Source organism: Roseicyclus salinarum (genome assembly GCF_029624655.1).
Classification (GTDB): domain Bacteria; phylum Pseudomonadota; class Alphaproteobacteria; order Rhodobacterales; family Rhodobacteraceae; genus Roseibacterium; species Roseibacterium salinarum.
Window position 1 is genome coordinate 39,973 of the sequence record NZ_JARRSA010000018.1, and the last position, 24,353, is coordinate 64,325.

The following is a 24,353-nucleotide window of genomic DNA, read 5'->3' on the forward strand; positions in this document are numbered from 1 at the left end:
CGGTCAAGCGGCCCCGCGCACGCCACGCTTCTCCGGGGCGTTGTGGACGGGCGCGCGCTGCCTTATCTAGCGCTGTCTGGGACGGCAGCAGTCGGGGAACATGCGCCATGGGAATGGGACTGAGAGACCGGATCGGTGCGGGCCTGAAGGAGGCCATGCGCGAGAAGGACGCAACGAAGCTCTCGACGCTGCGCCTGATCAGCGCCGCAGTGAAGGATCAGGACATCGCCGCGCGCTCGAAGGGCGAGGGTGGCGGGGTCGGCGACGCCGAGGTGCTCGCGATCCTTGGCAAGATGGTCAAGCAGCGTCAGGAAAGCGCGCGCGCCTACGAAGAAGGCGGGCGGCTGGAGCTGGCCGAGAAAGAACGCGCTGAAATCTCGGTGATCGAGGATTACCTGCCGCGCCAGCTGAGCGACGAGGAAGTCGCGGCCGCCATCGACGGGGCGATCGCCGAGACGGGCGCCACGGGCCTGCGCGACATGGGCCGCGTCATGGGCGTGCTGAAGACGAAATTCGCGGGCCAGATGGATTTCGGCGCGGTCGGACCGGCGGTGAAGGCCCGGCTGGGCTGAGGCTGGACGCGACAGCCTCGTCGATCTAGGGCGCGGGCGCGACGCGGCCCGCGATGCAGCCCGTCGCCGGATCGAAACCGGGGTGGATCGCGGGCAGGCTCGCGGCCAGCTCCTCCGCGTCCCGGAACTCGGCGCAGACCAGGAATTCCGTCTCGCCGGTCCGCCGGTAGAGATACGGCGCGCCGGTCTCGTCGTCCGAGAGCGTCGCCTCGCCCAGACGTGCGCCGATGCAATGCCCGGCGATGGCCGGAAGCGTCAACCGACCGGGAAGCGCGCGCTCGCCGATCTCGCCGGCGAAGGCGCATTCCAGCGCGCTGGCGATCGCGTCGAGATCCTCGTAGCGGGCGCGGTCGAAGCGGTCGCTCCGCGCCGACTGCGGCCCCCCGATGGCGAGGAACGCGCCCGCGACCGCCAGCGCCACCGCGCCGCCCGTGATGGCCAGATGCGCGCCGCCGCCAGGCTGCGTCCGCTCCACGTCCTTCAGGTAGTGCACGAAGACCGCCCCCGACACGAGCGCGACGGTGCCGGCCTTGAGCGCGAACCGCAGCGACAGCTCCCCCGCGAGGAAGCGGTCGACCGTGTAGATCGCGTCGCCGAGGAACACGAGCGCCGAGACGAGCAGCGCGAGGTAGGTCAGCCATTTCCGGACCGGCGACTTCAGGATGGCGTCGTCCGTTGCGGCGCTGCGCATGATGTGGCGCGAGACCAGCACATAGACCGGCGTCGCCACCACCAGCGCCGCCACCGACCACCGGATCCTCGGGGCCAGCCAGTCGCGCGATTCGTCGAAGGCGGGATCGGCCACCGCAAGGTCGATCTGCGCGTGAAGGAGGTTCACGAGGTTGATCGCCGTGATTGCCATGGCGATGAACAGGATCGCATGGAGAAAGGTGTGCCGGGGCGTCGTGGTGTGGGTCGGACGCGGCACCGGCGGCACGAAACCCGTTTCGGCATAGGCGGCAAGCCCCGCCTCGATGTCCCTGCGCGACCAGCCGGCCTCGGCCAGCGCGCCGGCGATCTGGTCCCGGCTGTGCCCTGCGCTCAGCGCGTCGTGAACGAAGCTGACCACGGCCCTTTGTGCCGGCATCCCCGACATCCTCCCGTGACTGCCGCCGGGTGCGGTCCGGTCCCGGACCCGGCGACCAAGCGCGACAGCCTCAGTCTAGCGCAGGATGGGCCCGTGCGGCAATCTCAGGCGCGCAGGGCGCGTTCCAGCGTGTCCTTCAGTTCGACCCGTTCTGGCGGCGTCAGGAAAGCGCCCAGTTCCACCTCTCGCCCGCCCCCGGCCAGCGTCAGGTAGTTCGGCACCGGGCCGCCGCTGGAGTGCAGGGCCACGCGAACCCAGTAGGGGTTGGCCTCCCAGTCGAGGGGCGTGCGGCGGCGCGGCTCGTGGCGCTCGACCCGGATAAGGTCGTCCCAAAGGGTGACTTCCTCGTAGAGCTCACGATCGCGCCACGACCGCTTGAGCGCGGTCCACACGCCCCAGACGGCAGCGACGATGAACGGCAGGAGGGCCCAGAACACGGCGGTTCCGAGGATCGACAGAAGCGGCACCGAGATCAGCACCGCCGTCGCCCCGATGAACCACACGAACCCCTCGGGCGTGAGCGACTTGTGTGGCGTCAGGCGAAGCTTCAGGCGCGGCGGGCCCTTTCGCTCCCCCCCTGACGAGAAGGCCCCGGGCGATGCCGGGGCCTCCATAGTTTCGGCAAGGATCGGCATCGTCCCGTCAGTGCCCGGGCTGCCTGTCCCACATCTCGCGCGTCGGAAGCTCTTCGAAGGTGTGCTCCGGCGGCGGGTTGGGCAGCGTCCATTCCAGCGTGTCGGCGTGCTCGCCCCAGTAGGCGTGCTCCTCGATGCGGCGCCCGTAGAACAGGGCGTAGAAGATCACGCCGATGAAGAACAGGAACGAGGCGAAGGAGATGAACGCGCCGATCGACGAGACGTAGTTCCAGAGCGCGAAGGCGTCCGGATAGTCGATGTAGCGGCGCGGCATCCCCTGACGGCCAAGGAAGTGCTGCGGGAAGAACGTCAGGTTGGCCCCGATGAAGAACGTCCAGAAGTGCAGCTGTCCCGCCCATTCGGGATACTGGCGGCCCGACATCTTGCCGAACCAGTAGTAGACGGCGGCGAAGATGCCGAAGACGGCCCCGAGGCTCATCACGTAGTGGAAGTGGGCCACGACGTAGTAGGTGTCGTGATAGGCCCGGTCCACGCCCGCCTGGCTCAGGATGATCCCGGTCACGCCGCCCAGCGTGAACAGGAAGATGAAGCCGATGGCGAACATCATTGGCGTCTTGAAGCTGATCGAGCCCTGCCACATCGTGGCGATCCACGAGAAGATCTTGATGCCGGTGGGCACCGCGATCACCATCGTGGCCACCATGAAGTAGGCCTGCTGCGTCAGGGTCATGCCGACGGTGTACATGTGGTGCGCCCAGACGACGAAGCCGAGGCCGCCGATCGCAACCAGCGCGTAGACCATCGGAAGGTAGCCGAAGATCGGCTTCTTCGAGAAGGTCGAGACGACGTGGCTGATCACGCCGAAGGCGGGAAGGATCACGATGTAGACCTCGGGATGGCCGAAGAACCAGAAGATGTGCTGGAACAGGACCGGGTCGCCGCCGCCCGCCACGTCGAAGAAGGTCGTGCCGAAGTTGCGGTCCGTCAGCAGCATGGTGATCGCGCCGGCCAGCACCGGCAGCGACAGGAGCAGCAGCCACGCGGTGACGAAGATCGACCACGCGAAAAGCGGCACCTTGTGCAGGGTCATGCCCGGCGCGCGCATGTTCAGGAACGTCGTGATGATGTTGATCGAGCCCACGATCGACGACGCGCCCGAGACGTGGACGGCGAAGATGGCGAAGTCGACCGCGCGGCTCGTCGGCGCGTCCTGCCAGCTGAGCGGCGGGTAGAACGTCCAGCCCGGGCCTGCGCCGCCATCGACCGTCACCGCGCAGAACGCCAGCACCGTGCCCGCCACATAGAGCCAGTAGCTGAGGTTATTCAGGCGCGGGAACGCCATGTCGGGTGCGCCGATCATCAGCGGCATGAAGTAGTTGCCGAAGCCGCCGAAGAGGGCGGGGATGACGACGAAGAACATCATCAGGACGCCGTGGCCGGTGATCAGCACGTTCCACAGATGCCCGTCGGGCTGCCCGTCGAGCTGGTCCTTCAGGCCCAGCAGCGCCGAGGCTTCGGAGGGATTGGCGGATGCGGCCATCGCGTCGAGGCTCTGGACCACCTCGGCCCGGAGCGAGCCCTCGACCACGAGGCGCGCCTCGTCGCCCGAGCCGGACACGGCGGACATCAGCGTTCCCTGAAGGCTCGAGAGCTGGTCGGCGAAGGCGTTGGTGCCGCCGCCCGCCGCCGCGAGCGCCTCGCCCACGCGGGCGAACAGGGAGTCGAGCGCGCCGGGCGCGCTTTCGAACGGGATGTACATGAACTGCACACCCGGCTCCATCAGCTCAAGCCGCATGTAGACCGTGAAGGCGACCGAAATCAGGCCCACGATCCCCGCGGTGAAGAGGTAAAGGATACCGATGTCCTTGTGGTTCGTGGACATGAACCACCGGGTGAAGAACCCCGGCTTGTCGTGCTCATGCCCCGGCAGAGTGGCGTCCGCCATGGTCGTCTCCTGTTCTGACGTGTGGCAGGCGGATCCGGACGGACCTCGCCCTGCGTTTTCCTGCGAAACGTTTTAGGCTGGGCTGATTGGCATGGCAACGCGGCGTGCGGCCGGGGGCGGCGCGCGCCGGCTGCGAAAAACGCCGCGGATCAAGGCAGGAAAGGCGTTTTTGGGGCCTTGCAGGCTTGTGCGGCGCAGGGTCGCATAACCCCGAAGGCTCAGTCCCGGTCGTCGAAAGCAGCCGGAAACGTCCGCCGCAGCGCCACGTCGAGGTCGTCCATCGTCACCGGCAGGCCGAGATCCACGAGACTGGTGACGCCATGCCCTTCGATGCCGCATGGCACGATGCCGTCGAAATGGGACAGGTCGGGCTCCACGTTTATCGAGATGCCGTGGAAGCTGACCCAGCGGCGGAGGCGGACGCCGATGGCCGCGATCTTGTCCTCGCGGGGGGTGCCGTCGGGCAGCGGGGGCTTGTCGGGCCGGGTGATCCACACGCCGACGCGACCGGGACGGATCTCGCCGCGGAGGTTGAACTCGGCCAGCGCGGCGATGACCCACGCCTCGAGGCGCGCCACGAAGGCGCGCACGTCGCGCCCGCGCGTGTTGAGGTCGAGCATGACATAAGCCACGCGCTGGCCCGGACCGTGATAGGTATACTGGCCGCCGCGTCGCGTCTGGTGAACCGGAAAGCGGTCCGGCTGGCGCAGGTCGGCGGGCCTGGCCGAGGTGCCCGCGGTATAAAGGGGCGGATGCTCCAGGAGCCAGATGGCCTCGGACGCCTCGCCGCGCGCGATGGCCTCGGCGCGCGCTTCCATGAGCGAGACGGCGCGGTCGTAGCCGACCGGCGCGTCGGAGGTGATCCATTCGACCATGCGACACTCCCCGCAGGCGCGGCGCGATCCGCGCCGCCATCGCGGGATATGCGGCGTGGCGCACGGAATGTCACCCCCGCCGTGGCGAAGGCCCGTTGCGGGTAGGGGAATCCACCGGTCCGGCCCGTTTCGCCGCCGTTCGGGCGGCCTTTCGTGCTAGACTGCACGGAAGTGTTGGATTCTCTTGTACCTGGAGGAAGACATGATCGGGAAATTCCTGACATCTGCGAGCCTCGCCGCCGCACTGGCGCTGACGCCGGCCGAACGGGCCGAGGCCGACGCGGGCGATTTCATCGGCGGCGCGATCATCGGCGGCATCATCGGCCACGCGGTCACCCAGCAGAACCAGCGCAACCGAACGGCCACGACGCGCGTCGTGCGCCCCGGAATTCCCGCGACCCAGCAGGGCCGCGAGACGCAGAGCGCGCTCAACTATTTCGGCTACGGCGCCGGAACGGTGGACGGACAGATCGGCCCCGGAACCCGCGCCGCGATCGAGCGCTACCAGGCCTCCATGGGCTATCCCGTCAACGGCCGCGAATTCTCCAGCTACCAGTTCGACTTCCTGATGGACGCCTATTACTGGGCGACCCAGCAGGGCGGCGCGCAGCAGACCGGACTGCGCGGCCAGTCGCTTCTCTATTCCTACCGCGACAGCTTGCAGCGCGGCCCGATCCAGAGCGCCTCGCCCGCACAGCAGCCACCCGCCACCACGGTGATCGTGAACCCCGGACAGCCGGCCGCGCCCCCGGCCTCGACGGCCGTGACGGCCCCGGCGGCGGGGCAGCTGCCCAACCTCTTCGCTAACAGCCAGCCCCGGATGTCGCTGGCCAACGCGTGCAACTCGGTGATGCTGCAAACCTCGTCGAACGGCGGATACGTCACGCTCGCCACCATGCGCGACCCCTCGCAGGCGCTGTCCGAACAGTTCTGCGTCGCGCGCACCTACGCGATGGCGCAGGGCGAGGAGCTGATGGGACGCATCACCGGCATCGCGCCCGCGCAGATCGCCGAGCAGTGCGGCGCGTTCTCGGCCATGCTCTCGGCCGAGATCGACCGCGTCTCGCTGATCGAGCAGGCGCCGCTGGCCGCCGAGATGCGCGAGTTCGCCGCCGGAACCGGGATGCCGCCGGGCGACCTCGCGGCGACGAGCAGGGTCTGCCTCGCCGTGGCCTACGCGCAGGACGACATGCGCATGGCCGTCGGCTCCGCCCTGATGCTCGTCGCGCTGGGCGAGCCCGCCTACGGGGAGCTTCTGGGCCATCACCTGCGCGAGGGCTTCGGCACCAACACGCGCCGCGATCTCGCGATGCAATGGTACGACGCGTCGATCACGGCGCTCGAGCGCGGCTCGGAGCCCGCCTTCATGCCCGGCCAGCCCGAGCGCCCGGCGCTTCTGCGCGCGGCCACGATGCAACTTGGCGGGGGCGCGCCCGCGGGCGCACCGCAGCCGGTTCGGGCGCAACAGCCGGTGCCCGCGCTGCCGACCTTCCAGGTCAACCAGTAGCCCTGCGAGAACGCGGCCGGACAAGGGCGGACCCGCGCGGTCCGCCGCGTCCCGCGGGGCCCGGGCGCGGGTCGGGCGGGGGCCGTTCGCCGGCCCCTCCGATTTTTCCCGGACCCCCCTTCACAAGCCCTTTCGCCTCGGCTAAAGACCGCGCGACTACCAGACACGTGCGGTCGTGGCGGAATTGGTAGACGCGCAGCGTTGAGGTCGCTGTGGGGTAACACCCGTGGAAGTTCGAGTCTTCTCGACCGCACCATTTCATCGGCAAGAGGCAGCCCGCCAAGGCGGCGCCGCCAAGCGCGCAAGCCCCGATGAAGTCGTCCTCCGGCAATGCCGCAACCTCCGAATTCCGATCGCGCCGCGACGCGCGCGCCATGGTCTCTGACCGTATCTCCGATCGCGTAGGGGCGGGCGCCTTGAAGGGGCACGATGGCCGCGAAAAGGAGAGTCGCAGCCCGTCCCGAATGCCGTCCCGCAAGGTCAGAAAGCGACATCGGAGCCGGTCGGCAACTGCACGTCCATGGCCCATCCAAGGGCCCGCGTGACCAAATGCTTCAAGTCGCGGCCTTGGGTGAGGTGCTTTCAAGGCACTGATTAAAAACGCTTAAGCAATTCCGGGCATCGTGCCCGACGCTCCTATTCAAACCGCTTTGATCTTGTAGGTTGCACCATCGGGCCATGCTTGTTTTACTACGGTGAAAGCTGAAGACGACATTCGGCGCTACATCAGGGAGTGGCTTTTGGCCCTAGATACCGACAGCGCGTTCGTCGCGTTCGACCGCGTGCAGAAAAGTTACGATGGCGAAACGCTCGTCGTGAAGGATCTCAACCTGGCCATCGGCAGGGGCGAGTTTCTAACGATGCTGGGGCCGTCGGGTTCCGGCAAGACGACCTGCCTGATGATGCTCGCAGGGTTCGAGACCGCGACCCACGGCGAGATCACTCTCGGCGGCAAGCCGATCAACAACATCCCGCCCCACAAGCGCGGCATCGGCATGGTGTTCCAGAACTACGCGCTCTTTCCGCACATGACCGTGGCCGAGAACCTGTCGTTCCCGCTCGAGGTGCGCGGAATGGGCAAGTCGGACCGCGAGGCCAAGGTCAAGCGCGCCCTCGACATGGTGCAGATGGGCGAGTTTGGCGGGCGGCGCCCCGCGCAGCTTTCGGGCGGCCAGCAGCAGCGGATCGCTTTGGCCCGCGCGCTGGTGTTCGAGCCCGAGCTGGTCCTGATGGACGAGCCGCTCGGCGCGCTCGACAAGCAGCTGCGCGAGCACATGCAGTTCGAGATCACGAACCTCGCCCACCGTCTCGGGATCACGACGGTCTACGTCACCCACGACCAGACCGAGGCGTTGACGATGTCGGACCGGGTCGCCGTGTTCGACGACGGCCGCATCCAGCAACTCGACGCGCCCGACAAGCTCTACGAAGAGCCGCAGAACAGTTTCGTCGCCCAGTTCATCGGCGAGAACAACACGCTGCACGGCACGATCAGCAAGATCGAGAACGGCGTCGCCGAGGTCACGCTCGACGGCGGCGAGGTCATCGACGCGCTGCCCGTCAACGTCGGCCAGGTCGGCGAACGGACGCTTGTGTCGATCCGGCCCGAGCGCGTCGAATACAACAAGGAGCGCCTTGCGCCCGAAGCCCACACGATCAAGGCCGAAGTGGCCGAGTTCATCTACATGGGCGACATCTACCGGACGCGCCTGCGGGTCGCGGGACGGGACGATTTCATCATGAAGACACGCAACGCCCCCGATCAGCGCCGCCTCAAGCCGGGCGAGCAGATCGAGATCGGCTGGCGTCCTCAGGATTGTCGGGCGCTCGACGCCTGACAAGCGAATGGCCGGACGACCGCGCGCTTCACGGACGGACGCTGCGGAGGCCCAATAGCAATAACAACGACTCACAAGAAGAACGGAACGTGACAATCCGACGTCCAACCACAAGGAGCAAGAAAACATGAAACTCAAGAGCTTGATGCTTTTGACCACCGGCGCGGCCCTCGCGGCCCCGGCAGCGATCGCCCAGGACATGGTCGACGAACTGACCATGGTCAGCTGGGGCGGCGCCTACCAGACCAGCCAGATCCGCGCCTATGCCGAACCCTACATCGAGATGAACCCCGAGGTCAGCATCGTCTGGGACGAAAGCTCGGCCGAAGCCGTCGCGCGTCTGCGTGCGATGAACGAGGCGGGCAACGTCACCTGGGATCTCGTCGACGTGGTGGCCTCCGACGCCATCCGTCTGTGCGACGAGGGCCTCGCGATGGAAGTCGATCACGACGAGATCCTCGCCCCGGCGCCCGACGGCACCCCGGCGTCGGACGACTTCGGCGACCTCATCGTGTCGGACTGCTTCATCCCGCAGATCGTCTATTCGACCACCGTCGGCTACCGCACGGACGTGGCCGAGTGGGACGGCGCGACGCCGGAGAACATCTGCGCGATCTTCGACACCGAGACCTTCCCTGGCCAGCGTTCGCTTGAGCGCCGCCCGATCGGCAACCTGGAATGGGCGCTGCTCTGCGACGGCGTCGCGATGGAAGACGTCTACGACGTGCTCGAGACCGAGGAAGGCATCGAACAGGCCTTCGCCAAGCTCGACACCATCAAGGACGACACGATCTGGTGGACCGCCGGCGCCGACACGCCGCAGCTTCTCGCCGATGGCGAGGTCGTCATGGGCTCCACCTACAACGGCCGCCTGTTCTCGCTCATCGAAGAGCAGGACCAGCCGGTGGCGATGCTCTGGGACGCACAGGTCTTCGACCTTGACGGCTGGATCATCCCCGAGGGTCTGCCCGAGGACCGTCTGGCGCGCGTCATGGACTTCCTGATGTTCGCCACGGACACGCAGCGTCTGGCCGACCAGGCGCAGTACATCTCCTACGGCCCGGCTCGCGCATCTTCCGCGCCGCTCGTCTCGACCCATGCCGACCTCGGCATCGATATGGCGCCGCACATGCCGACCGACCCGGCGAACGCCGAGCGGACCATCCTGTTCAACTACGAATGGTGGGCCGATTACCGCGACGACCTGGACGCACGTTTCCAGGCATGGCTCGCGCAGTAAGCCGACCTGACGGTCATTCCCGGGGCGGCGCGTCCGCCCCGGGGACATCCAGCCTGTCCGTGAGCCCGCCCGTGCCGGCGGCCTGACGCAGAGACTGGCACACAGCACACACGGCGAAGGGACCAATTCATGCCGAAGGCCGACCGGATCGTGAACGCAAGGGTCACAGGTCCCGAAACCTGCAGGGAACCGGTCCGCGCGGCGCGCTGCGCCGCGGTGGCGCGTTCCGCCCTCGGCGTCCAATTCACTCTTGCGGAGGGCGTGTGATGCCCAAGGGCTACATCATCGGACAGATCACCGTCACGGATCCCGAGGGCTATCCCGAATACGTCCGTCGCGACACGCCGATCCTTGAATCCCACGGCGCGCGCTTCGTGATCCGGGGCGGGCGTTCCGTGGTCAAGGAAGGCACGGCCGGCGACCGGCACGTCGTCATCGAATTCCCCAGCTACGAGGCCGCGCTCGCGGCATACGACGATCCCGACTACCAGGAGGTCGCCGACATCCGCCGCCGCTGCGCCGAAAGCACCATCATCATTGTCGAGGGCGTGTGACATGGCAGACGCGACAGCCGGGAACCTGAGCCAGGACGCCGCCCGCTCGCGCCGCGAGGAAGCGGAGCACACGGGCCCGATGCTCGCGGCGGACGGCCGGCCACTGAAGGCCAGCCTCAACCGCGCGCTCCGGGCGCAGAAACTGCGGGCGTTGGCGCTGATCTCGCCACTCCTTCTGTTCATCGTGATCACCTTCGTGGCGCCGATCGTGGACATGCTGTTCCGCTCGGTGGAGAACCAGATCGTCAGCGAGACGCTGCCGCGCACGGTCATCGCGCTGCAGGACTGGGACGCCGAGGACCTGCCCTCGGACGACACCTACGCCGCTTTCGCCTACGACCTGATGGAGGCCTCCGAAAAGCGCATCCACACGCGCCTCGGATCGCGCCTGAACTACGAGACGACCGGCATCTCCTCGATGTTCCGCCGCTCCGGGCGCGGCATCGACGACGTGGGCGAGACCTACGCGGACCAGTTCATCGACCTCAACGAAGCCTGGGAAGACCCCGAAGCCTGGGCCGCGCTGATGGCCGATCCCGACTGGATCGCCGAGGGGCAGGCCTGGGTCGATGCGGATGACGACGATCTGCCCCAGCCGCGGTTCGAGCTGGCGCCGGGCATCGCCGACATGCTGCCCGAGACCGCCGACGCCTACCGCTCCTTCGCACGGACGATCCAGACCGAGGACCAGGACAGCCCGCTGGCCGAAGAGCCGTGGAACACGGTCTACCTTGCGCTCTACCGCGACCTTGCGGGCGGGGCGGACGTGTCGGGCTACAATGGCCCGCGCGCCGGACTGCTGACCGAAGCCGCCGGCGCCGTCGGCACCTTCGAGACGGTCGATCTTCGCGCGGTCTTCGAGGACATGGACGAGGGCTGGGTCCAGATGCCGGTCTGGGCCACGATCGAGGCCTTCTCGGATCCCTACACGGCCGGCTATTTCCTGTCCGCCATCGACCTGCAGCTGACGCCCGAGGGCATCGAGGCGCAGCCCGAGGACCAGCGCATCTACATGCTCCTGTTCCAGCGCACGATCTTCATGTCGATGACGATCACCATCAGCTGCATCCTGTTGGGCTACCCGATCGCCTTCCTGCTGTCGAACCTGCCGCTGAGGACGTCGAACCTGCTTCTGATCCTCGTGCTGCTGCCGTTCTGGACGTCGCTCCTCGTGCGGACGAGCGCGTGGAAGGTGCTGCTGCAGAACCAGGGCGTGATCAACGACACGCTTGTGTGGATCGGCCTCGTGGCCGACGACAACAGGCTTGCGCTGATCAACAACCAGACCGGCACGATCATCGCGATGACGCATATCCTGCTGCCGTTCATGATCCTGCCGCTCTACTCGGTGATGAAGACGATCCCGCCCGCCTATGTCCGCGCGGCCAGGTCGCTGGGCGCAACGCAGTGGACGGCGTTCTGGAGGGTCTATTTCCCGAACTCGGTGCCGGGCATCGGTGCGGGTTCGATCCTCGTGTTCATCCTGTCGATCGGCTACTACATCACGCCCGAGCTCGTGGGCGGCCGCACCGGCACTTTCATCTCGAACCGCATCGCGTTCCATATCTCGGAAAGCCTGAACTGGGGCCTCGCGGCCGCTCTGGGCTCGATCCTTCTGGCGCTCGTGCTGGTTCTCTACTGGCTCTACGACCGGATGGTCGGCATCGACAACGTGAAGTTGGGGTAAGGCACATGGATCACAAGCTTCCCCCGTACGCATCGACAGGTCACAAGATCTGGTATTACAGCTTCCGCGTGATCTGCGGCCTGATCTTCTTCTTCCTGATCGCGCCGATCCTGATCATCATCCCGCTGAGCTTCAACGCCCAGGATTTCTTCACCTTCACGCCCGAGATGCTGCGTCTCGATCCTGAGGGCTACTCGCTCCAGCACTACCAGGAGTTCTTCGGCCAGGAGGGCAACCCGTGGCTCGGCCTCGGGGTGGGGGCGGCGCTGGGCGCGGCCTTCGCGGCGGTGATCTGGTTCGTGAAGGAAGAGCGCAACATCTTCATCCCGATCTTCGTGGGCGCCGTGCTCGGCATGATCGTCGGCAAGCTCTGGGGCGTCGAGGGCGCGGAGTGGATGACGCCGCTCAAGAACTCGCTGATGATCGCCCCGGTGGCCACGCTCATGGCGGTCTCGCTCGGGACGCTGGCCGCCATCGGCCTCAGCCAGAGCCATGTGCCCTTCAAGGGCGCGATCATGGCCATCCTGATCTCGCCGATGATCGTGCCGCTGATCATCTCGGCGGCAGGGATGTATTTCTTCTATTCCCGCATCGGCTTGCAGGGCACCTACTGGGGCGTCGTGCTCAGCCATGCCGCGCTGGGCATTCCCTTCGTCATCATCACGGTGACGGCGACGCTGGTGGGCTTCGACCGGTCGCTGACGCGGGCCTCGGCCTCGCTGGGGGCGAACCCCGTCACGACGTTCTTCCGCATCCAGATGCCGCTCATTCTGCCGGGCGTGATCTCGGGCGGGCTGTTCGCCTTCATCACCTCCTTCGACGAGGTCGTGGTGGTGCTGTTCGTGGGCTCGGCCGGTCAGCAGACCTTGCCGTGGCAGATGTTCACGGGCCTGCGCGAGCAGATCAGCCCGACCATCCTCGCGGCCGCGACGATCCTCGTGTCGATCTCGATCCTGCTGCTCACGGCGGTCGAACTGCTGCGCCGGCGGTCCGAAAAGTTGCGGGGGATGTCACCCGGCTGACCGGCCTTTGGCACCAAAAGGCCCCACGAAGGCGCCGGATTTACCCAAAAGCAATGCCAAGCGTGGCCCCGTCAGCGTTCCAGCCGGGGCCACGCCGCCATGTCCTACAGGATCTTCGTCCTCCACGAGGACGCCATCACCGTCGATGGCGCGGGGCAGGGCGCCATTCCGAAATCCGCCGCCCGCAGCGGCCAGAGCGCCGCGAGTTCCCAGAGAACCCAGGGCGCCGAGACCCTCGACGGCCGTTCGCAGGGTGACGGAAGCCATCTCGTCGGCGCGACCATCACGCTTCGGGCCGGGGCGTGGCAGGGCATCGCGATCGACGACAACGATCCGACATTCGCGGACAACGACGGCAGCCAGCGGCTGGCCGAGGACACCGACTTCGGGGGCGAGACCTTCAGCGCGGGCACGCGGGTGGAGGCCGAGTATTCCCTGACCGTCACCGACGGCACCGACACCTGGACCGCCGTCGCCTTCAACCTGCACAACTCCTCGCCGCAATACGCGATGGTCGAGGGCCTCGCCTTCGTCGGCGGTCCGGGCGGCTTCCCCCCGGTCGGCGTGCCCCTTACCGTCACGGCGGCGCAGGAGGGCCCGGAGCACGCCGCCGACACCTTCGCGGCGCCGATGTGCTTCGTGGCCGGAACCCGCATCGCCGTGCCCGGCGGCGAGGTCCCGGTCGAGACGCTGCGGCCGGGCGACATGGTGCTGACCCGCGAGGCCGGCGCGCAGCCACTGCGCTGGATCGGGCAACGGACGGTCGCCGCGGAGGGCCGCTTCGCGCCGGTCGAGTTCGCGCCCGGCACCGTCGGCAATCGCTCCGCGTTGCGTCTGTCCCGGCAGCATCGGCTCCGCCATTCCGGCTGGCGGGCCGAGCTGTACTTCGGCGAGGATTCGGTCCTGATCCCGGCGGCCCATTTCGTCGACGGCACGCGGGTGCGCATCGTGGAGGGTGGTCTCGTCACCTATGTGCACCTGATGTTCGATCGCCACCGGATCGTCTTCGCCGAGGGCGCGGAGGCCGAGAGCTTCCACGCCACGGCGCGCAGTCTCGCGCTGGTTCCGCCCGCCGCGCGCGCGGAGCTTCTCGCGCTTTTCCCCGGGATCGCGGAGGGGCGCGCGACCGGTCCCCTGGCGCACCCCGCCCTCGGGCGGCGCGAAGCGCGGGCGCTTCTGGCGGGCTGAGCCCTCAGGGAAGAAGCGCGATCCAGAGCGTCGCGGTCAGCACCGAAAGCGCCGTCGCCACGAGGACGGAGGTCGCCGCGACGCGCCGCGCCACGCCATACATGTTGGCGAAGAGGTAGGAATTGATGCCGGGCGCCATGGCGGCGGTCACGACCGCCGAGCGCAGCTGGGCTTGCGTCAGGTCGGCGACGGTGGTGCCGAGGGTATAGGTGATCGCCGGCTGCAGAAGCAACGCGAGGGCGCAGATGAAGGCGACGATCCACAGGTCGCCCTCGGGCTTGTAGCGGTAGAGGATGCCGCCCAGCCCGAACAGCGCCGCCGGCAGCGCCGCCCGGATCATCAGGTCGAGCGCGTCCTGCACCACGCCGGGGATCGGCGCGCCCGACAGGTTCACGACGAAGCCCAGAAGCACCCCGATCATCAGCGCGTTGCGGAACATCGCGCCCGCCACCAGCTTCAGGGTCGCCAGCCCCCTCAGACCGCCCGACTTCACGATCTCCATCGTGGTGATGCCCAGAAGGTAGCACCACGCCGCGTGCACCGCGATGATGGCGAAGTTCGCGTCGAGCGCGTCAGGCCCATAGGCCCTTTCGGTGATCGGCAGGCCCAGAAGGACGCTGTTGGCGAAGAGCGGCACGAAACCGATGGCCACGCAATCGGGCCATGGGCGCCCGAACAGGATGCGGGCCCCGAACATTCCGATGAAGAAATTTGTGGTGGACCCGGCGTAGAACGCCCCGAGCAGCGCGAGGTCGAACTCGGCCGCGAGGTCGAGGGTCGCGACGCCCGAGAACAGGAGGCAGGGGATCGCGAACTTCTGGGTGAAGACCATCAGCCCGTCGACGGCGCTGTCGGCGAAAAGCCCGCGCCAGACCGCGAGGTAGCCCGCCCCGATCAGCAGGAAGACCGGCGCGACGACGCTGAGGATGCCGATCATCGCGCCGTGTCAGACATCGTAGGAAATGACCATGCCGTCATGGGCCGGCACGACGTGCTCGGGCGTCTCTTCCAGCACGGTGCGGTAGTCGAGGTCGATATGCATGTTCGTCAGCACCGCGCGCCGCGGTGTCGCGCGGGCGATCCAGGCGAGCGACTGTTCGAGATGCGCGTGGGAGGGATGCGGCGCGCGGCGCAGCGCGTCGAGCACCCAGCAGTCCAGCCCCTCGAGCGCCGCCCACGCGGCCGCCGGGATGTCGGAGACGTCCGGCAGGTAGGCGAGGTCGCCGATGCGGAAGCCGAGCGCGTGGATGTTGCCGTGCTCCACCTCGAAGGGCCGAAGCGTGATCGGCCCGCCATCGCCCTCGATCGTGACGTCGTCCTCGATCGTGTTGAGGGTGAGGATGGGGGGATACGCGCTGCCCTTCGGTTGCACGAAGGCGTAGCCGAACCGGTTCAGAAGGTCGTTCTGTGTCGCGCCATCGGCCCACACGGGCAGGCGGCGGCGCATGTTGAAGACGATCATCCGAAGATCGTCGAGCCCGTGGACGTGATCGGCGTGCGAGTGGGTGTAGACGACTGCGTCGAGGCGTCCGATGCCCGCGTCGAGCAGCTGCTGGCGGAGGTCGGGCGAGGTGTCGATCAGGACCGAGGTCGTGCCGTCCTCGCCGATGCGCTGGATCAGCATCGAGCAGCGGCGGCGCGTGTTGCGGGGCTCGTACGGGTCGCAGTCGCCCCAATGGCCGCCAAGCCTCGGCACTCCGCCCGACGAGCCGCAGCCAAGGATGGTGAAGCGCAGCTCGGCCATCCTCAGGCGGCCTTCGCCCAGGTGGCGGCCTTGTGGAAGAGGCGATCGAAATTGGCGCTGGTCGCCTGCGCGAACGCCTCTTCGGACAGGCCGAAGACCTCGGCGCCGACACGGGCCGTGTGGGCGGTATAGGCGGGTTCGTTGCGCTTGCCGCGATGGGGCGGGGGGGCGAGGTAGGGGCTGTCGGTCTCGACCAGCACGCGCTCGAGGGGGGCGGCGGCGAAAATGTCGCGAAGCGCCTGCGACCTCGGGAAGGCCGCGATCCCCGACATCGAAAGGTAGAACCCCAGCTCGAGCGCCGCCCGCGCCAGATCCGCGCCGGACGAGAAGCAGTGCATGACGCAGCTGAACGCGCCCGCGCGATGCTCGTCGGTCAGGATGCGGGCCATGTCCTCGTCGGCGTCACGCGCGTGGATGATCAGCGGCAGGCCGGTGCGCCGTGCGGCCTCGATGTGGATGCGAAGGCTTTCCTGCTGCACGTCGCGGCTTTCGGCGGTGTAGTGATAGTCGAGGCCGCTTTCCCCGATGCCGACGAACTTGGGATGCCGCGCCAGCGCCTCCAGCTCGTCCGGCGTCGTCATCGGCTCCTCGGCGGCGCTCATCGGGTGGGTGCCGGCGGCCCAGAACACCTCGTCATGGGCGTCCGCGATGGCGCGGACCTGCGGGGCGTTGCCCAGCCGCGTGCAGATCGTCACCATCCGCGTCACGCCAGCGTCCACGGCGCGGCGCACCACGTCCGCCCGTTCCTCGGCGAAGTCGGGGAAGTCGAGGTGGCAATGGCTGTCGACGAGGGCGGGGGGCATGTCGGGCATTGTGTCCGGATCCGGAAGGGCTCAGGCGGCGGGCACGGCCAGCCGCGCGGCGGTCCGGTCGAGATCGAGGAACATATCGAAGATGAGCGCGGCAGGGTCAAGGTTGACCGCCTTGCCGCGGCGCGCGCGCGCGGTGAGAGAGGCGGCGAGCTCGGCCCAGGCGCGCGCCGCGACGGCGTCCGGGGCGAGGCGGGTCAGCATCGCCTCCTCTCCCGGCACGATGGGCGTGGTCGGATGTCCCGTGGCGCCCGCCCGCGCGATCCGCGACAGCGCCGTGTCGAGAAGCGTCAGCGTAAGGTCGAAACGCGCCTCGGCGCCCCGCGCCCCGGCCGCGTCGGCGAGTTTCAGGGCGGCGGGGCGGTCCATGTCGGGCAGCCCCGCCATCAGCCTCACGAGATCGGCGTAAAGCCCGACGCCGTCCTGTTCGATCAGCGTCACGGCCGCTCCCGCGGATCCGCCCGACAGCGCCGTGACCGCGTCCGCGCTGGCACCCTCGGGCAGGGGCAGGCCTGCGCCCTCCAGCGCGGCGGCGAGGTCCGCGGCCCCCAGCGGGTCGAATCGCAGCGTGCGGCAGCGTGAGCGGATCGTCGGCAGAAGGCCCGACGGCTGGTGCGACACGAGGAAGAGGACGGTGTTCCTCGGCGGTTCCTCGAGTTCCTTCAGAAGCGCGTTGGCGGCGCTGGGGTTCATCTCGTCGGCTGCATCGACGATGACAACACGCCGCTCTCCTCCCGCGCTCATCGCGAAGAAGCCCTTGAGGCCCCGGACCTCGTCCACGGTCAGCTGCGTCTTCAGCCGCTTTTTGTCGCTGTCCCACGCACGCCGCAGCAGCATCAGGTTGGGCTCGGACAGGGCCCTGAGGCGCCGGGCGGCGGGATGCGCGGGGTCGATGTCGAGCGTCGCGGGCGGCGGTGCTGCGAACAGGGCGTCTGCGCCGCCCCCGGCCTCGGGCGGCGTCGCGATCAGGTATCGCGCGGCGCGCCAGGCAAACGTCGCCTTGCCCACGCCCCTCGGCCCCGTCAGGAGCCAGCCATGCGGCAGGCGGCCGGAGTTCAGCGCGGCGAGGAACGCGGCCTCGGCAGCGTCCTGGCCGAACAGGCGCACAGTCTCGCGCGGATGCGGAGCGCCCGAGATACGGTCGGCTTCGGGAAGGGCGTCGTCATTCATCGCACGCGATGTAGCACGGGCCGTGGCGGCCGGCGAGGGGCCAGCGCCCGCGATCGCGGCCTCAGAGCCGCGCGTCGACCGCGCGCGCGATCTGCGCGGCCACCGCGTCGGGGTCGTCGGAGGCGTCAATGACGACGCAGCGCCCGGGCGCCTCCCGCGCGAGTGCGAGGAAGCCCGCGCGCAGCTTCTGCTGGAAGGGAAGGCCGAATTCCTCGAAGCGGTCCTCGCCCGAGCGTCGCGCCAGTCCCCGCTCCAGCGCCACGGCGGGGTCCATGTCTAGGATCAGCGTCAGGTCGGGCTCCACGCCGATGGCGGCGGCGTGGATCGCATCGACGAGCCCGCGCAGGTCGCCGCGCGTGGCGCCCTGGTAGACGCGGGTCGAGTCGGCGAAACGATCCGTCACGACGTCGCGGCCCGCCTCCAGCGCCGGGCGGATCGTCCGCTCCAGGTGGTCGCGTCGCGCGGCGGTGAACAGCAGGATCTCCGTCTCGGGCGACCAGCGCGCCGGATCGCCCTCGACCAGAAGGCGGCGGATGTCCTCGGCGCCCGGCGCGCCGCCGGGCTCCCGCGTCAGGACCGCGTCACGGCCCTGCGCGCGCATGTGCTCGGCCAGACGGCGGGATTGCGTGGACTTGCCGGATCCGTCGATGCCCTCGAGGCTGATGAACAGCCCGCGCGTGGGGGTCATCCGTCGGCCGCCTGCACCGCCTCGGGGACCTCCGCGTCGTCGCCAAGCGCCTCTTCGAGAAGCATTCCCGTCGCCGTGCGAAGCCGCACCATGAGCCCGCCGCGCGCCACGCTTTCGGTCGCCACGAGCGGCACCGTGCGCGACTGGTCCCGGACGCCCTGGTGGATCGTCATCTCGCCCACCACGTCGCCGGCGGCGATGGGGGCGGGAAGGGGGCTTTCGTAGGTGATCTCTGCCGTGATCTCGGGATCGAGAAGCGCGGGCACCAGCATCTCGACGCTTTCGGCCGGCGCGAGGCCCACGGTCGCCGTCTCGCCGAGGAAGACCGGCGCGCGGGCGACCTCGGTGCCGGCCTCGACGATCCCGTCCATCACGAACTGGCGGAACGCCCAGTTGATGATGCGCTCGCTCTCGCGGGCCCGCGCCTCGGCGCTGTCGAGGCCCGAGATCACGAAGGTCACGCGCCGGTCGCCCTGCACGGCCGAGCCGACAAGGCCGTATCCGGCCTCCTGGGTATGGCCCGTCTTCAGGCCGTCCGCGCCGATGCCCATGCCGAGGATCGGGTTGCGATTGAAGCGGTTGGCGGGCGCGCGGTTCTCGTAGTCGAACTCGGTTTCGTCGAAATACTCGTAGTATTCGGGAAACTCGGTGATGATCCGCTCGGCCAGGATGCCGAGGTCGTGCATCGACATGGCGTGGTCCGCGTCGGGCCAGCCGCTGGCGTTGCGGATCGTGGTCTCGTCCATGCCGAGCTGGCGGGCGCGCTCCGTCGCGATGCGCCCGAAGCCCGCCTCGGTGCCATCGGGGCTGAGCGCCTCGCCAAGCACGACCGCGGCGTCATTGCCCGACACGACCACGACGCCGCGGATCAACTCCTCGACCGTGGGGCGGTCCTCGGTGTTGAGGAACATGGTCGAGCCGCCGAAGCTCATGGCGTGCTGGCTGACCGGAAGGCGCGTCTGCAACGTCAGCCGGCCGTCCTGCAGCGCCTCGAACGTCATCAGCAGCGTCATCAGCTTGGACATCGAGGCCGGCGGCAGCGGCACGTCGGCGTTGTGCGACAGGAGCACCTGGCCCGTTGTGTGGTCCACGACCCAGGCGGCGCCTGCCTGCGTCTCGAAACCCTGCGCGGACGCCGGGCTGGCGAAACCGAGCGCCGCGGCGATCAGGACCGCCGCGGCGCCATGGAAGAAGTCGTATCTGCTGGCCTGCATGTGGGGAAGCTCGCGCTCCTAGCGGGTCACGTAATAGGCATCCTCGAAGCCGAGCCCGCGTACCGTCTCGAGGACGGCCGAGCGATCCGCGGCGTTCGGGGCAGGGCCCACGACCACCCGCCAGAACCGGCGGCCATTGCTTGTCTGGTCGTAGATGGTGGGCAGAAGCCCGGCGTTGCGCAAGGCCTGCCCGGTGTTATGGGCGTTTTCCTGCATGTTGAAGATGCCGATCTGGACGAAGGGCCGGTCGAGCGCCGAGGCGCGGGGCGCAGCGGCCGTGGGCGCGGGCCGTGCCGGGGCGGCCGCGGCCACTTCGGTCGCCTCGCTCTCGGCGATTGCCGCATCGGCCACGGCGGCGATCGGGTCGAGACGCTCGGTCTCGATCGTTCCGGTGCGGATGCCTGCGCTGACCTCCTCGGCGGTCAGACCGGTCCCGGCCACGGCCTGCGTACCGGTGCGGGCGGCGGCGGGCGCGGGCGAGAAGATGCGCGCAAGAAGGCCGCGGCGGGCCCGGGGCGCCTCACTGGCGGGCTCGCCGGCGGCGTCGGTCGGCCCGGCGGACGCGGCAAGGGTCGCGTCGGGCTCGGCCAGGGGGGCGGTCGCGGGGGCGTCCGCGGCCGACACGGTGCCGGCCTGCGGCTCGGCGGTGTCGGGGACGACCGTCTCCGCACCCGGCGCGCTTGCGAGAACCACGTCCTCGGTGGCCGAGGGGCTTTCGGGCTCCTGCGGGACTTCCTCGCGCCGGAGGGCCGTGACCTGGAGCATCGTGGGCGCGCCGGCGAGGATGTCGAGCGCCGCGGCCGCGTCCGAGGAGATCTGGACGACGGGGCCGGGGTTCTCGCGCTCGCGCCGGAACAGCGCGCCGATGACGAAGCGCCCGGTCTCGGAGTTGCGGATGATCACACGCTCGGGGTCGGCCGCGTCGGGATGCGCGACCCAGACCCCGCCGAGCGAGGGCCGGCCGTCCCAGAGGCCTTCCTCGGTCACGTCGAAGATCTCGGGCGCCTCCACGTCGCGCTCTTCAAGCGGCGTCGCCCCGATGGGCGCGGGTCCCTGGGCGTCCGCGTTTCGGGTTCCGAAGGAAAACTCGCCGGTCTCCGTACAGGCGGAGGCCGCCACGAGGATGGCCAGCGTCAACGCGATCCGGCCGCCACGGCGGACCTCGATCCGCAAGGGGGAGGTGTGGGTCATCTGCTGCTCTTTCCGCGCTCAATGGGTGCCCGGCTTGTGCCGATGCGTGTTGTGCCGCGCGCCCGGTTCGATGCCGGCCGCATCATTTTGAAGCAGACTACCCCTTTCCACACGGTCTGAAAACCCGGCACGGCATCTTGGCGGAAAGGGGATGCCCGAGCGACACGCCTTCCAGAATCGCAAGCTGCCGCGTATGCGCTTGCGCGGCCCGGAGGAGTGGCAGAGTGGTCGATTGCACCGGTCTTGAAAACCGGCGTGCGTGAAAGCGCACCGTGGGTTCGAATCCCACCTCCTCCGCCACGGACCCCTGTCTCATTTCCCTGTACAGGAAGTGCTGGAAAACCTTGCGCAATTTCCGTGGCTTGTGCGGCGGCTTTTCCCACAGAGACGCACCTTAGTGACCATTTCCCACGCCGACACCCGGCCCGTCTCAGTCGGCCATTTTGGTCGGTGCGGTTTGCGGCCGAATTCCCTGATAAACGCGAATTAACAGGGAATTTCGAGCAATCGGAGGCACGGAGGCCCGTTTCAAGGAAAAATCGTGTATATATGTCAGGGGCTTGCGTACGATTTCCCTACTCGGCGGAACAGGGAATTCCACTCGCCGAACAGGGAACTTGTTGGCGAGAGCAGGGACGACGCGGTCAGGATCAGGGAACGGGGTCAGCCGTCGATCCGAAGCATCCGTTCCTGGGCATCCCAGTCGAGCGGCAGCTTCTTCCGGATCAGTCTCTCGAGCGTGAGCCTGGCGGGTTGCGTTCCATCGACAATGGCCTGTTGGAGACCTGGCGAGAGGCAGGCGAGTGGAATGATGCGGGCGGCGTATCGTTCGGTGACGCCTGCGTCGGAAGCGATCTTCTTGAGGGGAGTTCCGCTTCGCATGGTGGCTGCCCAGAGGTAAGCCGTGCGCAGGGCGCGCAGAAGCGTTGGGTCCGGTTGGGGGACGCGATCTCCCGCGATGATCTTCGTCTCGATGCCGCGGCGCCGACAGGTGAACGGGGCACTGATGGAAAGCAGCGAGGGATCGAGTGCGGCGGGTGTCAGGTCGAGCGCGGATGCAAGCGCCGTCCCGTCGAGGCGGACCTGGATCTGTCCGCGCGCGATCAGGATGCTCTCGACCAGTGGGATCGCGCGCTGGATGCCGCCCGACCTGATCCCGTCCGCGAGTACCTGCGTCCTTTCCGAGATCGCCCTGCTCGCTGAAGCCTCGGCAGACTGCGCCACGGAATGACGGATGGCGTGTTCGCGCAGATGGGAGGCGACGATCCTGCAAACCGCCTCTTCCAGCGCCGGCGCCGGAAGCCGCCAAGCATCCGGGTCTCGCCCTCCTGAAATAAGCCGGTTGGAAACATAGTAGCGCAAGCGGCGCCCATGACGCTGGGTATGCGAGGGCGTGAGCAGGTCACCTGTCTCGTCTTTCACCTTGCCCAGGAGCGGCGCTGCATTCGCGATCGTAATCTGCGAGGACGCCTTGCTCCCCCGCCGCCTCGCGCTGGCATCCTGCAGTTTCGCCTGCACCCGATCCCAGACATCCTGATCCACGATGGCATCGTGCAGTCCCGGCCAAGTCTTGTCCTTGTGACGGATCAAGCCGCGGTAGACCGGGTTGGTCAGCAGCTTGTGGATCTGGCCGCGGCTGAAGGGCAGGCCGCCCTGCGTGCGACCCGATGAGAAGACATGTCGCTTGGAGCGCAAACCAAGCTGCTCTGCCGCGCGAGCGGTTGCGTTGAGACAGCCATGGGTCTCGTAGAGCGCGAAGACCTGCCGGACGATCTCGGCTTCTTCGGCATTGACCGCGAGTTCGCGCCGGGTGGGATCGGGATGCGGATCATAGCCCAGCGGCGGCACGCCGCCCATCCAGAGCCCCTTCTTCTTCGACGCGGCGATCTTGTCCCGGATCCGCTCCGCCGTGACCTCGCGCTCGAACTGCGCGAAGGACAGGAGCACGTTGAGGGTCAGTCGCCCCATCGAGGACGAGGTGTTGAAGGCCTGCGTGACGGAGACGAAGGAACAGTTCGCGGCCTCGAGCCGCTCCACCAGCTTCGCGAAGTCGGAAAGCGAGCGGGTCAGGCGATCGATCTTGTAGACCACGACCATGTCGATGCGGCCGGCGTCGATGTCTGCCATAAGCCGTTGCAGACCGGGACGATCAAGCGTGCCTCCGGAGATACCACCGTCGTCGTAGCGGGCCGGAAGCATCTTCCAGCCCTCGTGGCGCTGGCTCGCGATATACGCAGCACAGGCCTCGTGTTGGGCATCCAGCGAGTTGAAGTCCTGGTCTAGGCCCTCGTCCGAGGATTTGCGGGTGTAGACAGCGCATCGGATCATGGGCCTGCTCATGTTCCCCGCTTCCCGTTGAGCCCGAAGAACCGCGGCCCGGACCAATGTGCCCCGGTGATCTCGCGTGCAATTGCCGAGAGCGAGCGCCAGGTCTCGCCCTTCCACACGAAGCCGGTCGCGGTGACGTCGACAACATGGGTCACACCATTCCACTCACGGATGAGGCGGCCGCCCGCCTTCAGTGCCGGTGTCTCGGAGACGTCCTTACGTTGAGGCTGAGCGGCAAGAGCTTTCCGGACGCTTTTCGGCAGGCCGCCGTGCTGCCGAGCCTGCAGCTCGAACGCGAGGAACTGCCGCAGGAACACGCGGCTCATGGCCCTTGGTGCGGGCGTTCCGAAGAGGTCAGACCAGGCCGCAACGAGTGCGGCCCGGTCCATGGTCTCGAGGTCCGCGGCGCGGATCATTCCGCTGCCTCGGGCTCTGCGGTGATCCGGTAAATCGAGCCGCCGGGCTTTCCGCCTTCAGGCGCGCTGCGCTCGATAGTGTAGCCCGCCTTGCGGAGCCCGCTCAGGACAGCGCCGGCCGAGTGGGGCTGCCATCCGGTCGACTTGCAGATCGCCTCGAGGCTGGCGCCCTGAGGGCGGCAGAGCATCGCCCGCACCCTCTCGGTCTTGGTTTGCTTCGGCTTGGACATCGTCATCTCCTCTGGATCGCGGGCCGGCGTGATGCCTTGCCCCGTACCGAGGAGGGCCCGGGTTCTGATCCGGGCGTGGGTCCATGGATGCTCTGTTCGGTGCCGTAGTCCAGTCCGTTCTTGGGCCTGAAGGGACCTCCGCCGAGAGGCATGGCCTCCGGTACCACGCCCACGATTCTAGGCAAAACAATAGGTTATGGTTTTTTTGCGTTGCCTTGTCCGCAACGTTGTGGGATAAAAGCGCTGTCTTCCCCATGAAGACATTTGCCGCCCGCTTGGCAGCACTCATTCGATCAGGATGTCATCCTGATCAGCAGAGAGCACTCGAGGGGCATCTTCACCGGATCGTCGTGGTCCGGGGAGTTGCTTTATGCTCTCTCCGATTTCCCGAAGCGATCCTTTCATTGCCGGCGCCCCGCGCCGGAAAAGAAAGGAGTGAGCCATGGGCTCGA

Annotated in this window: 22 protein-coding genes and 2 tRNA genes; 10 read left to right on the forward strand and 14 right to left on the reverse strand. The window is 68.0% G+C overall.

Going from position 1 to position 24,353, the window contains the following annotated elements; all coding sequences use genetic code 11:
- The first annotated feature begins 113 nt into the window (after positions 1-113).
- Positions 114-572, forward strand: coding sequence for a GatB/YqeY domain-containing protein (locus P6F26_RS12840; protein WP_278029096.1), 459 nt, complete (start codon positions 114-116; stop codon positions 570-572).
- Between the two features lie 25 nt (positions 573-597).
- Here P6F26_RS12840 and P6F26_RS12845 read toward each other — a convergent pair whose 3' ends face one another.
- From P6F26_RS12845 to lipB, 4 genes are all read right to left on the reverse strand, one after another.
- Entirely contained in the window at positions 598-1,659 is a 1,062-nt protein-coding gene (locus tag P6F26_RS12845; protein ID WP_278029097.1) for a DUF5671 domain-containing protein, read from the reverse strand.
- A 104-nt stretch (positions 1,660-1,763) separates the two neighbouring features.
- A complete protein-coding gene (locus P6F26_RS12850; RefSeq protein WP_278029098.1) occupies positions 1,764-2,294 on the reverse strand; it encodes a DUF2244 domain-containing protein in 531 nt (176 codons plus the stop codon).
- A gap of 7 nt (positions 2,295-2,301) precedes the next feature.
- Positions 2,302-4,200 carry a cytochrome c oxidase subunit I gene (locus P6F26_RS12855; RefSeq protein ID WP_278029099.1) on the reverse strand — a complete coding sequence of 633 codons (1,899 nt, stop codon included), beginning with the start codon at positions 4,198-4,200 and terminating at the stop codon, positions 2,302-2,304.
- A gap of 218 nt (positions 4,201-4,418) precedes the next feature.
- On the reverse strand, positions 4,419-5,075 hold the full coding sequence (gene lipB / locus P6F26_RS12860) for a lipoyl(octanoyl) transferase LipB (RefSeq protein WP_278029100.1): 657 nt from the start codon (positions 5,073-5,075) through the stop codon (positions 4,419-4,421).
- Between the two features lie 202 nt (positions 5,076-5,277).
- On the opposite strand from lipB, the gene P6F26_RS12865 reads away from it, so the two are divergent.
- The 8 genes from P6F26_RS12865 to P6F26_RS12900 all read left to right on the forward strand — a co-directional run bounded on the left by P6F26_RS12865 (position 5,278) and on the right by P6F26_RS12900 (position 14,111).
- A complete protein-coding gene (locus P6F26_RS12865; protein ID WP_278029101.1) occupies positions 5,278-6,582 on the forward strand; it encodes a peptidoglycan-binding domain-containing protein in 1,305 nt (434 codons plus the stop codon).
- 169 nt (positions 6,583-6,751) lie between these two features.
- Positions 6,752-6,838, forward strand: a tRNA-Leu gene (locus P6F26_RS12870).
- A gap of 484 nt (positions 6,839-7,322) precedes the next feature.
- On the forward strand, positions 7,323-8,420 hold the full coding sequence (locus P6F26_RS12875; protein ID WP_278029102.1) for an ABC transporter ATP-binding protein: 1,098 nt from the start codon (positions 7,323-7,325) through the stop codon (positions 8,418-8,420).
- A gap of 127 nt (positions 8,421-8,547) precedes the next feature.
- The gene (locus P6F26_RS12880) at positions 8,548-9,660 is read left to right on the forward strand and encodes an extracellular solute-binding protein (protein ID WP_278029103.1); all 1,113 of its coding nucleotides are present in this window, start codon (positions 8,548-8,550) and stop codon (positions 9,658-9,660) included.
- A 266-nt stretch (positions 9,661-9,926) separates the two neighbouring features.
- Positions 9,927-10,214 (forward strand): DUF1330 domain-containing protein, encoded by a 288-nt coding sequence (locus tag P6F26_RS12885; RefSeq protein WP_278029104.1) that lies wholly within the window; start codon positions 9,927-9,929, stop codon positions 10,212-10,214.
- A gap of 1 nt (position 10,215) precedes the next feature.
- Positions 10,216-11,901, forward strand: coding sequence for an ABC transporter permease (locus tag P6F26_RS12890; RefSeq protein WP_278029105.1), 1,686 nt, complete (start codon positions 10,216-10,218; stop codon positions 11,899-11,901).
- Positions 11,902-11,906: 5 nt separating this feature from the next.
- Positions 11,907-12,923, forward strand: coding sequence for an ABC transporter permease (locus tag P6F26_RS12895; RefSeq protein ID WP_278029106.1), 1,017 nt, complete (start codon positions 11,907-11,909; stop codon positions 12,921-12,923).
- Positions 12,924-13,022: 99 nt separating this feature from the next.
- Complete coding sequence (locus P6F26_RS12900; protein ID WP_278029107.1) at positions 13,023-14,111, forward strand: Hint domain-containing protein; 1,089 nt, start codon at positions 13,023-13,025, stop codon at positions 14,109-14,111.
- A gap of 4 nt (positions 14,112-14,115) precedes the next feature.
- On the opposite strand, the gene P6F26_RS12905 is transcribed toward P6F26_RS12900, so the two are convergent.
- The 7 genes from P6F26_RS12905 to P6F26_RS12935 form a co-directional block, all read right to left on the reverse strand.
- Positions 14,116-15,048, reverse strand: coding sequence for an AEC family transporter (locus tag P6F26_RS12905; protein ID WP_278029108.1), 933 nt, complete (start codon positions 15,046-15,048; stop codon positions 14,116-14,118).
- 9 nt (positions 15,049-15,057) lie between these two features.
- Complete coding sequence (locus P6F26_RS12910) at positions 15,058-15,855, reverse strand: MBL fold metallo-hydrolase (protein ID WP_278029109.1); 798 nt, start codon at positions 15,853-15,855, stop codon at positions 15,058-15,060.
- A gap of 2 nt (positions 15,856-15,857) precedes the next feature.
- A complete protein-coding gene (locus P6F26_RS12915) occupies positions 15,858-16,667 on the reverse strand; it encodes a TatD family hydrolase (RefSeq protein WP_278029110.1) in 810 nt (269 codons plus the stop codon).
- A 21-nt stretch (positions 16,668-16,688) separates the two neighbouring features.
- Positions 16,689-17,834 carry a DNA polymerase III subunit delta' gene (locus P6F26_RS12920; protein ID WP_278029111.1) on the reverse strand — a complete coding sequence of 382 codons (1,146 nt, stop codon included), beginning with the start codon at positions 17,832-17,834 and terminating at the stop codon, positions 16,689-16,691.
- Positions 17,835-17,895: 61 nt separating this feature from the next.
- The gene (gene tmk, locus P6F26_RS12925) at positions 17,896-18,522 is read right to left on the reverse strand and encodes a dTMP kinase (protein ID WP_278029112.1); all 627 of its coding nucleotides are present in this window, start codon (positions 18,520-18,522) and stop codon (positions 17,896-17,898) included.
- The gene (locus P6F26_RS12930; protein WP_278029113.1) at positions 18,519-19,736 is read right to left on the reverse strand and encodes a D-alanyl-D-alanine carboxypeptidase family protein; all 1,218 of its coding nucleotides are present in this window, start codon (positions 19,734-19,736) and stop codon (positions 18,519-18,521) included. Before P6F26_RS12930 ends, tmk begins: the two co-directional genes overlap by 4 nt.
- An 18-nt stretch (positions 19,737-19,754) precedes the next feature.
- Entirely contained in the window at positions 19,755-20,927 is a 1,173-nt protein-coding gene (locus tag P6F26_RS12935; RefSeq protein WP_278029114.1) for an SPOR domain-containing protein, read from the reverse strand.
- A 210-nt stretch (positions 20,928-21,137) separates the two neighbouring features.
- Between P6F26_RS12935 and P6F26_RS12940 the strand changes: the two genes are divergently transcribed.
- Positions 21,138-21,227: transfer RNA gene (locus P6F26_RS12940), tRNA-Ser, on the forward strand.
- A gap of 363 nt (positions 21,228-21,590) precedes the next feature.
- Here P6F26_RS12940 and P6F26_RS12945 read toward each other — a convergent pair.
- From P6F26_RS12945 to P6F26_RS12955, 3 genes are read right to left on the reverse strand one after another with little or no spacing between them, the layout of a single operon-like run.
- Positions 21,591-23,267, reverse strand: a complete 1,677-nt coding sequence (locus tag P6F26_RS12945) for a recombinase family protein (protein WP_278029115.1) — start codon at positions 23,265-23,267, stop codon at positions 21,591-21,593.
- Positions 23,264-23,671 carry a DUF2924 domain-containing protein gene (locus P6F26_RS12950; RefSeq protein WP_278029116.1) on the reverse strand — a complete coding sequence of 136 codons (408 nt, stop codon included), beginning with the start codon at positions 23,669-23,671 and terminating at the stop codon, positions 23,264-23,266. The genes P6F26_RS12945 and P6F26_RS12950 overlap by 4 nt, the downstream gene beginning before the upstream one ends.
- Positions 23,668-23,901 (reverse strand): DUF3489 domain-containing protein, encoded by a 234-nt coding sequence (locus P6F26_RS12955; protein ID WP_278029117.1) that lies wholly within the window; start codon positions 23,899-23,901, stop codon positions 23,668-23,670. Before P6F26_RS12955 ends, P6F26_RS12950 begins: the two co-directional genes overlap by 4 nt.
- Between the last annotated feature and the right edge of the window lie 452 nt (positions 23,902-24,353).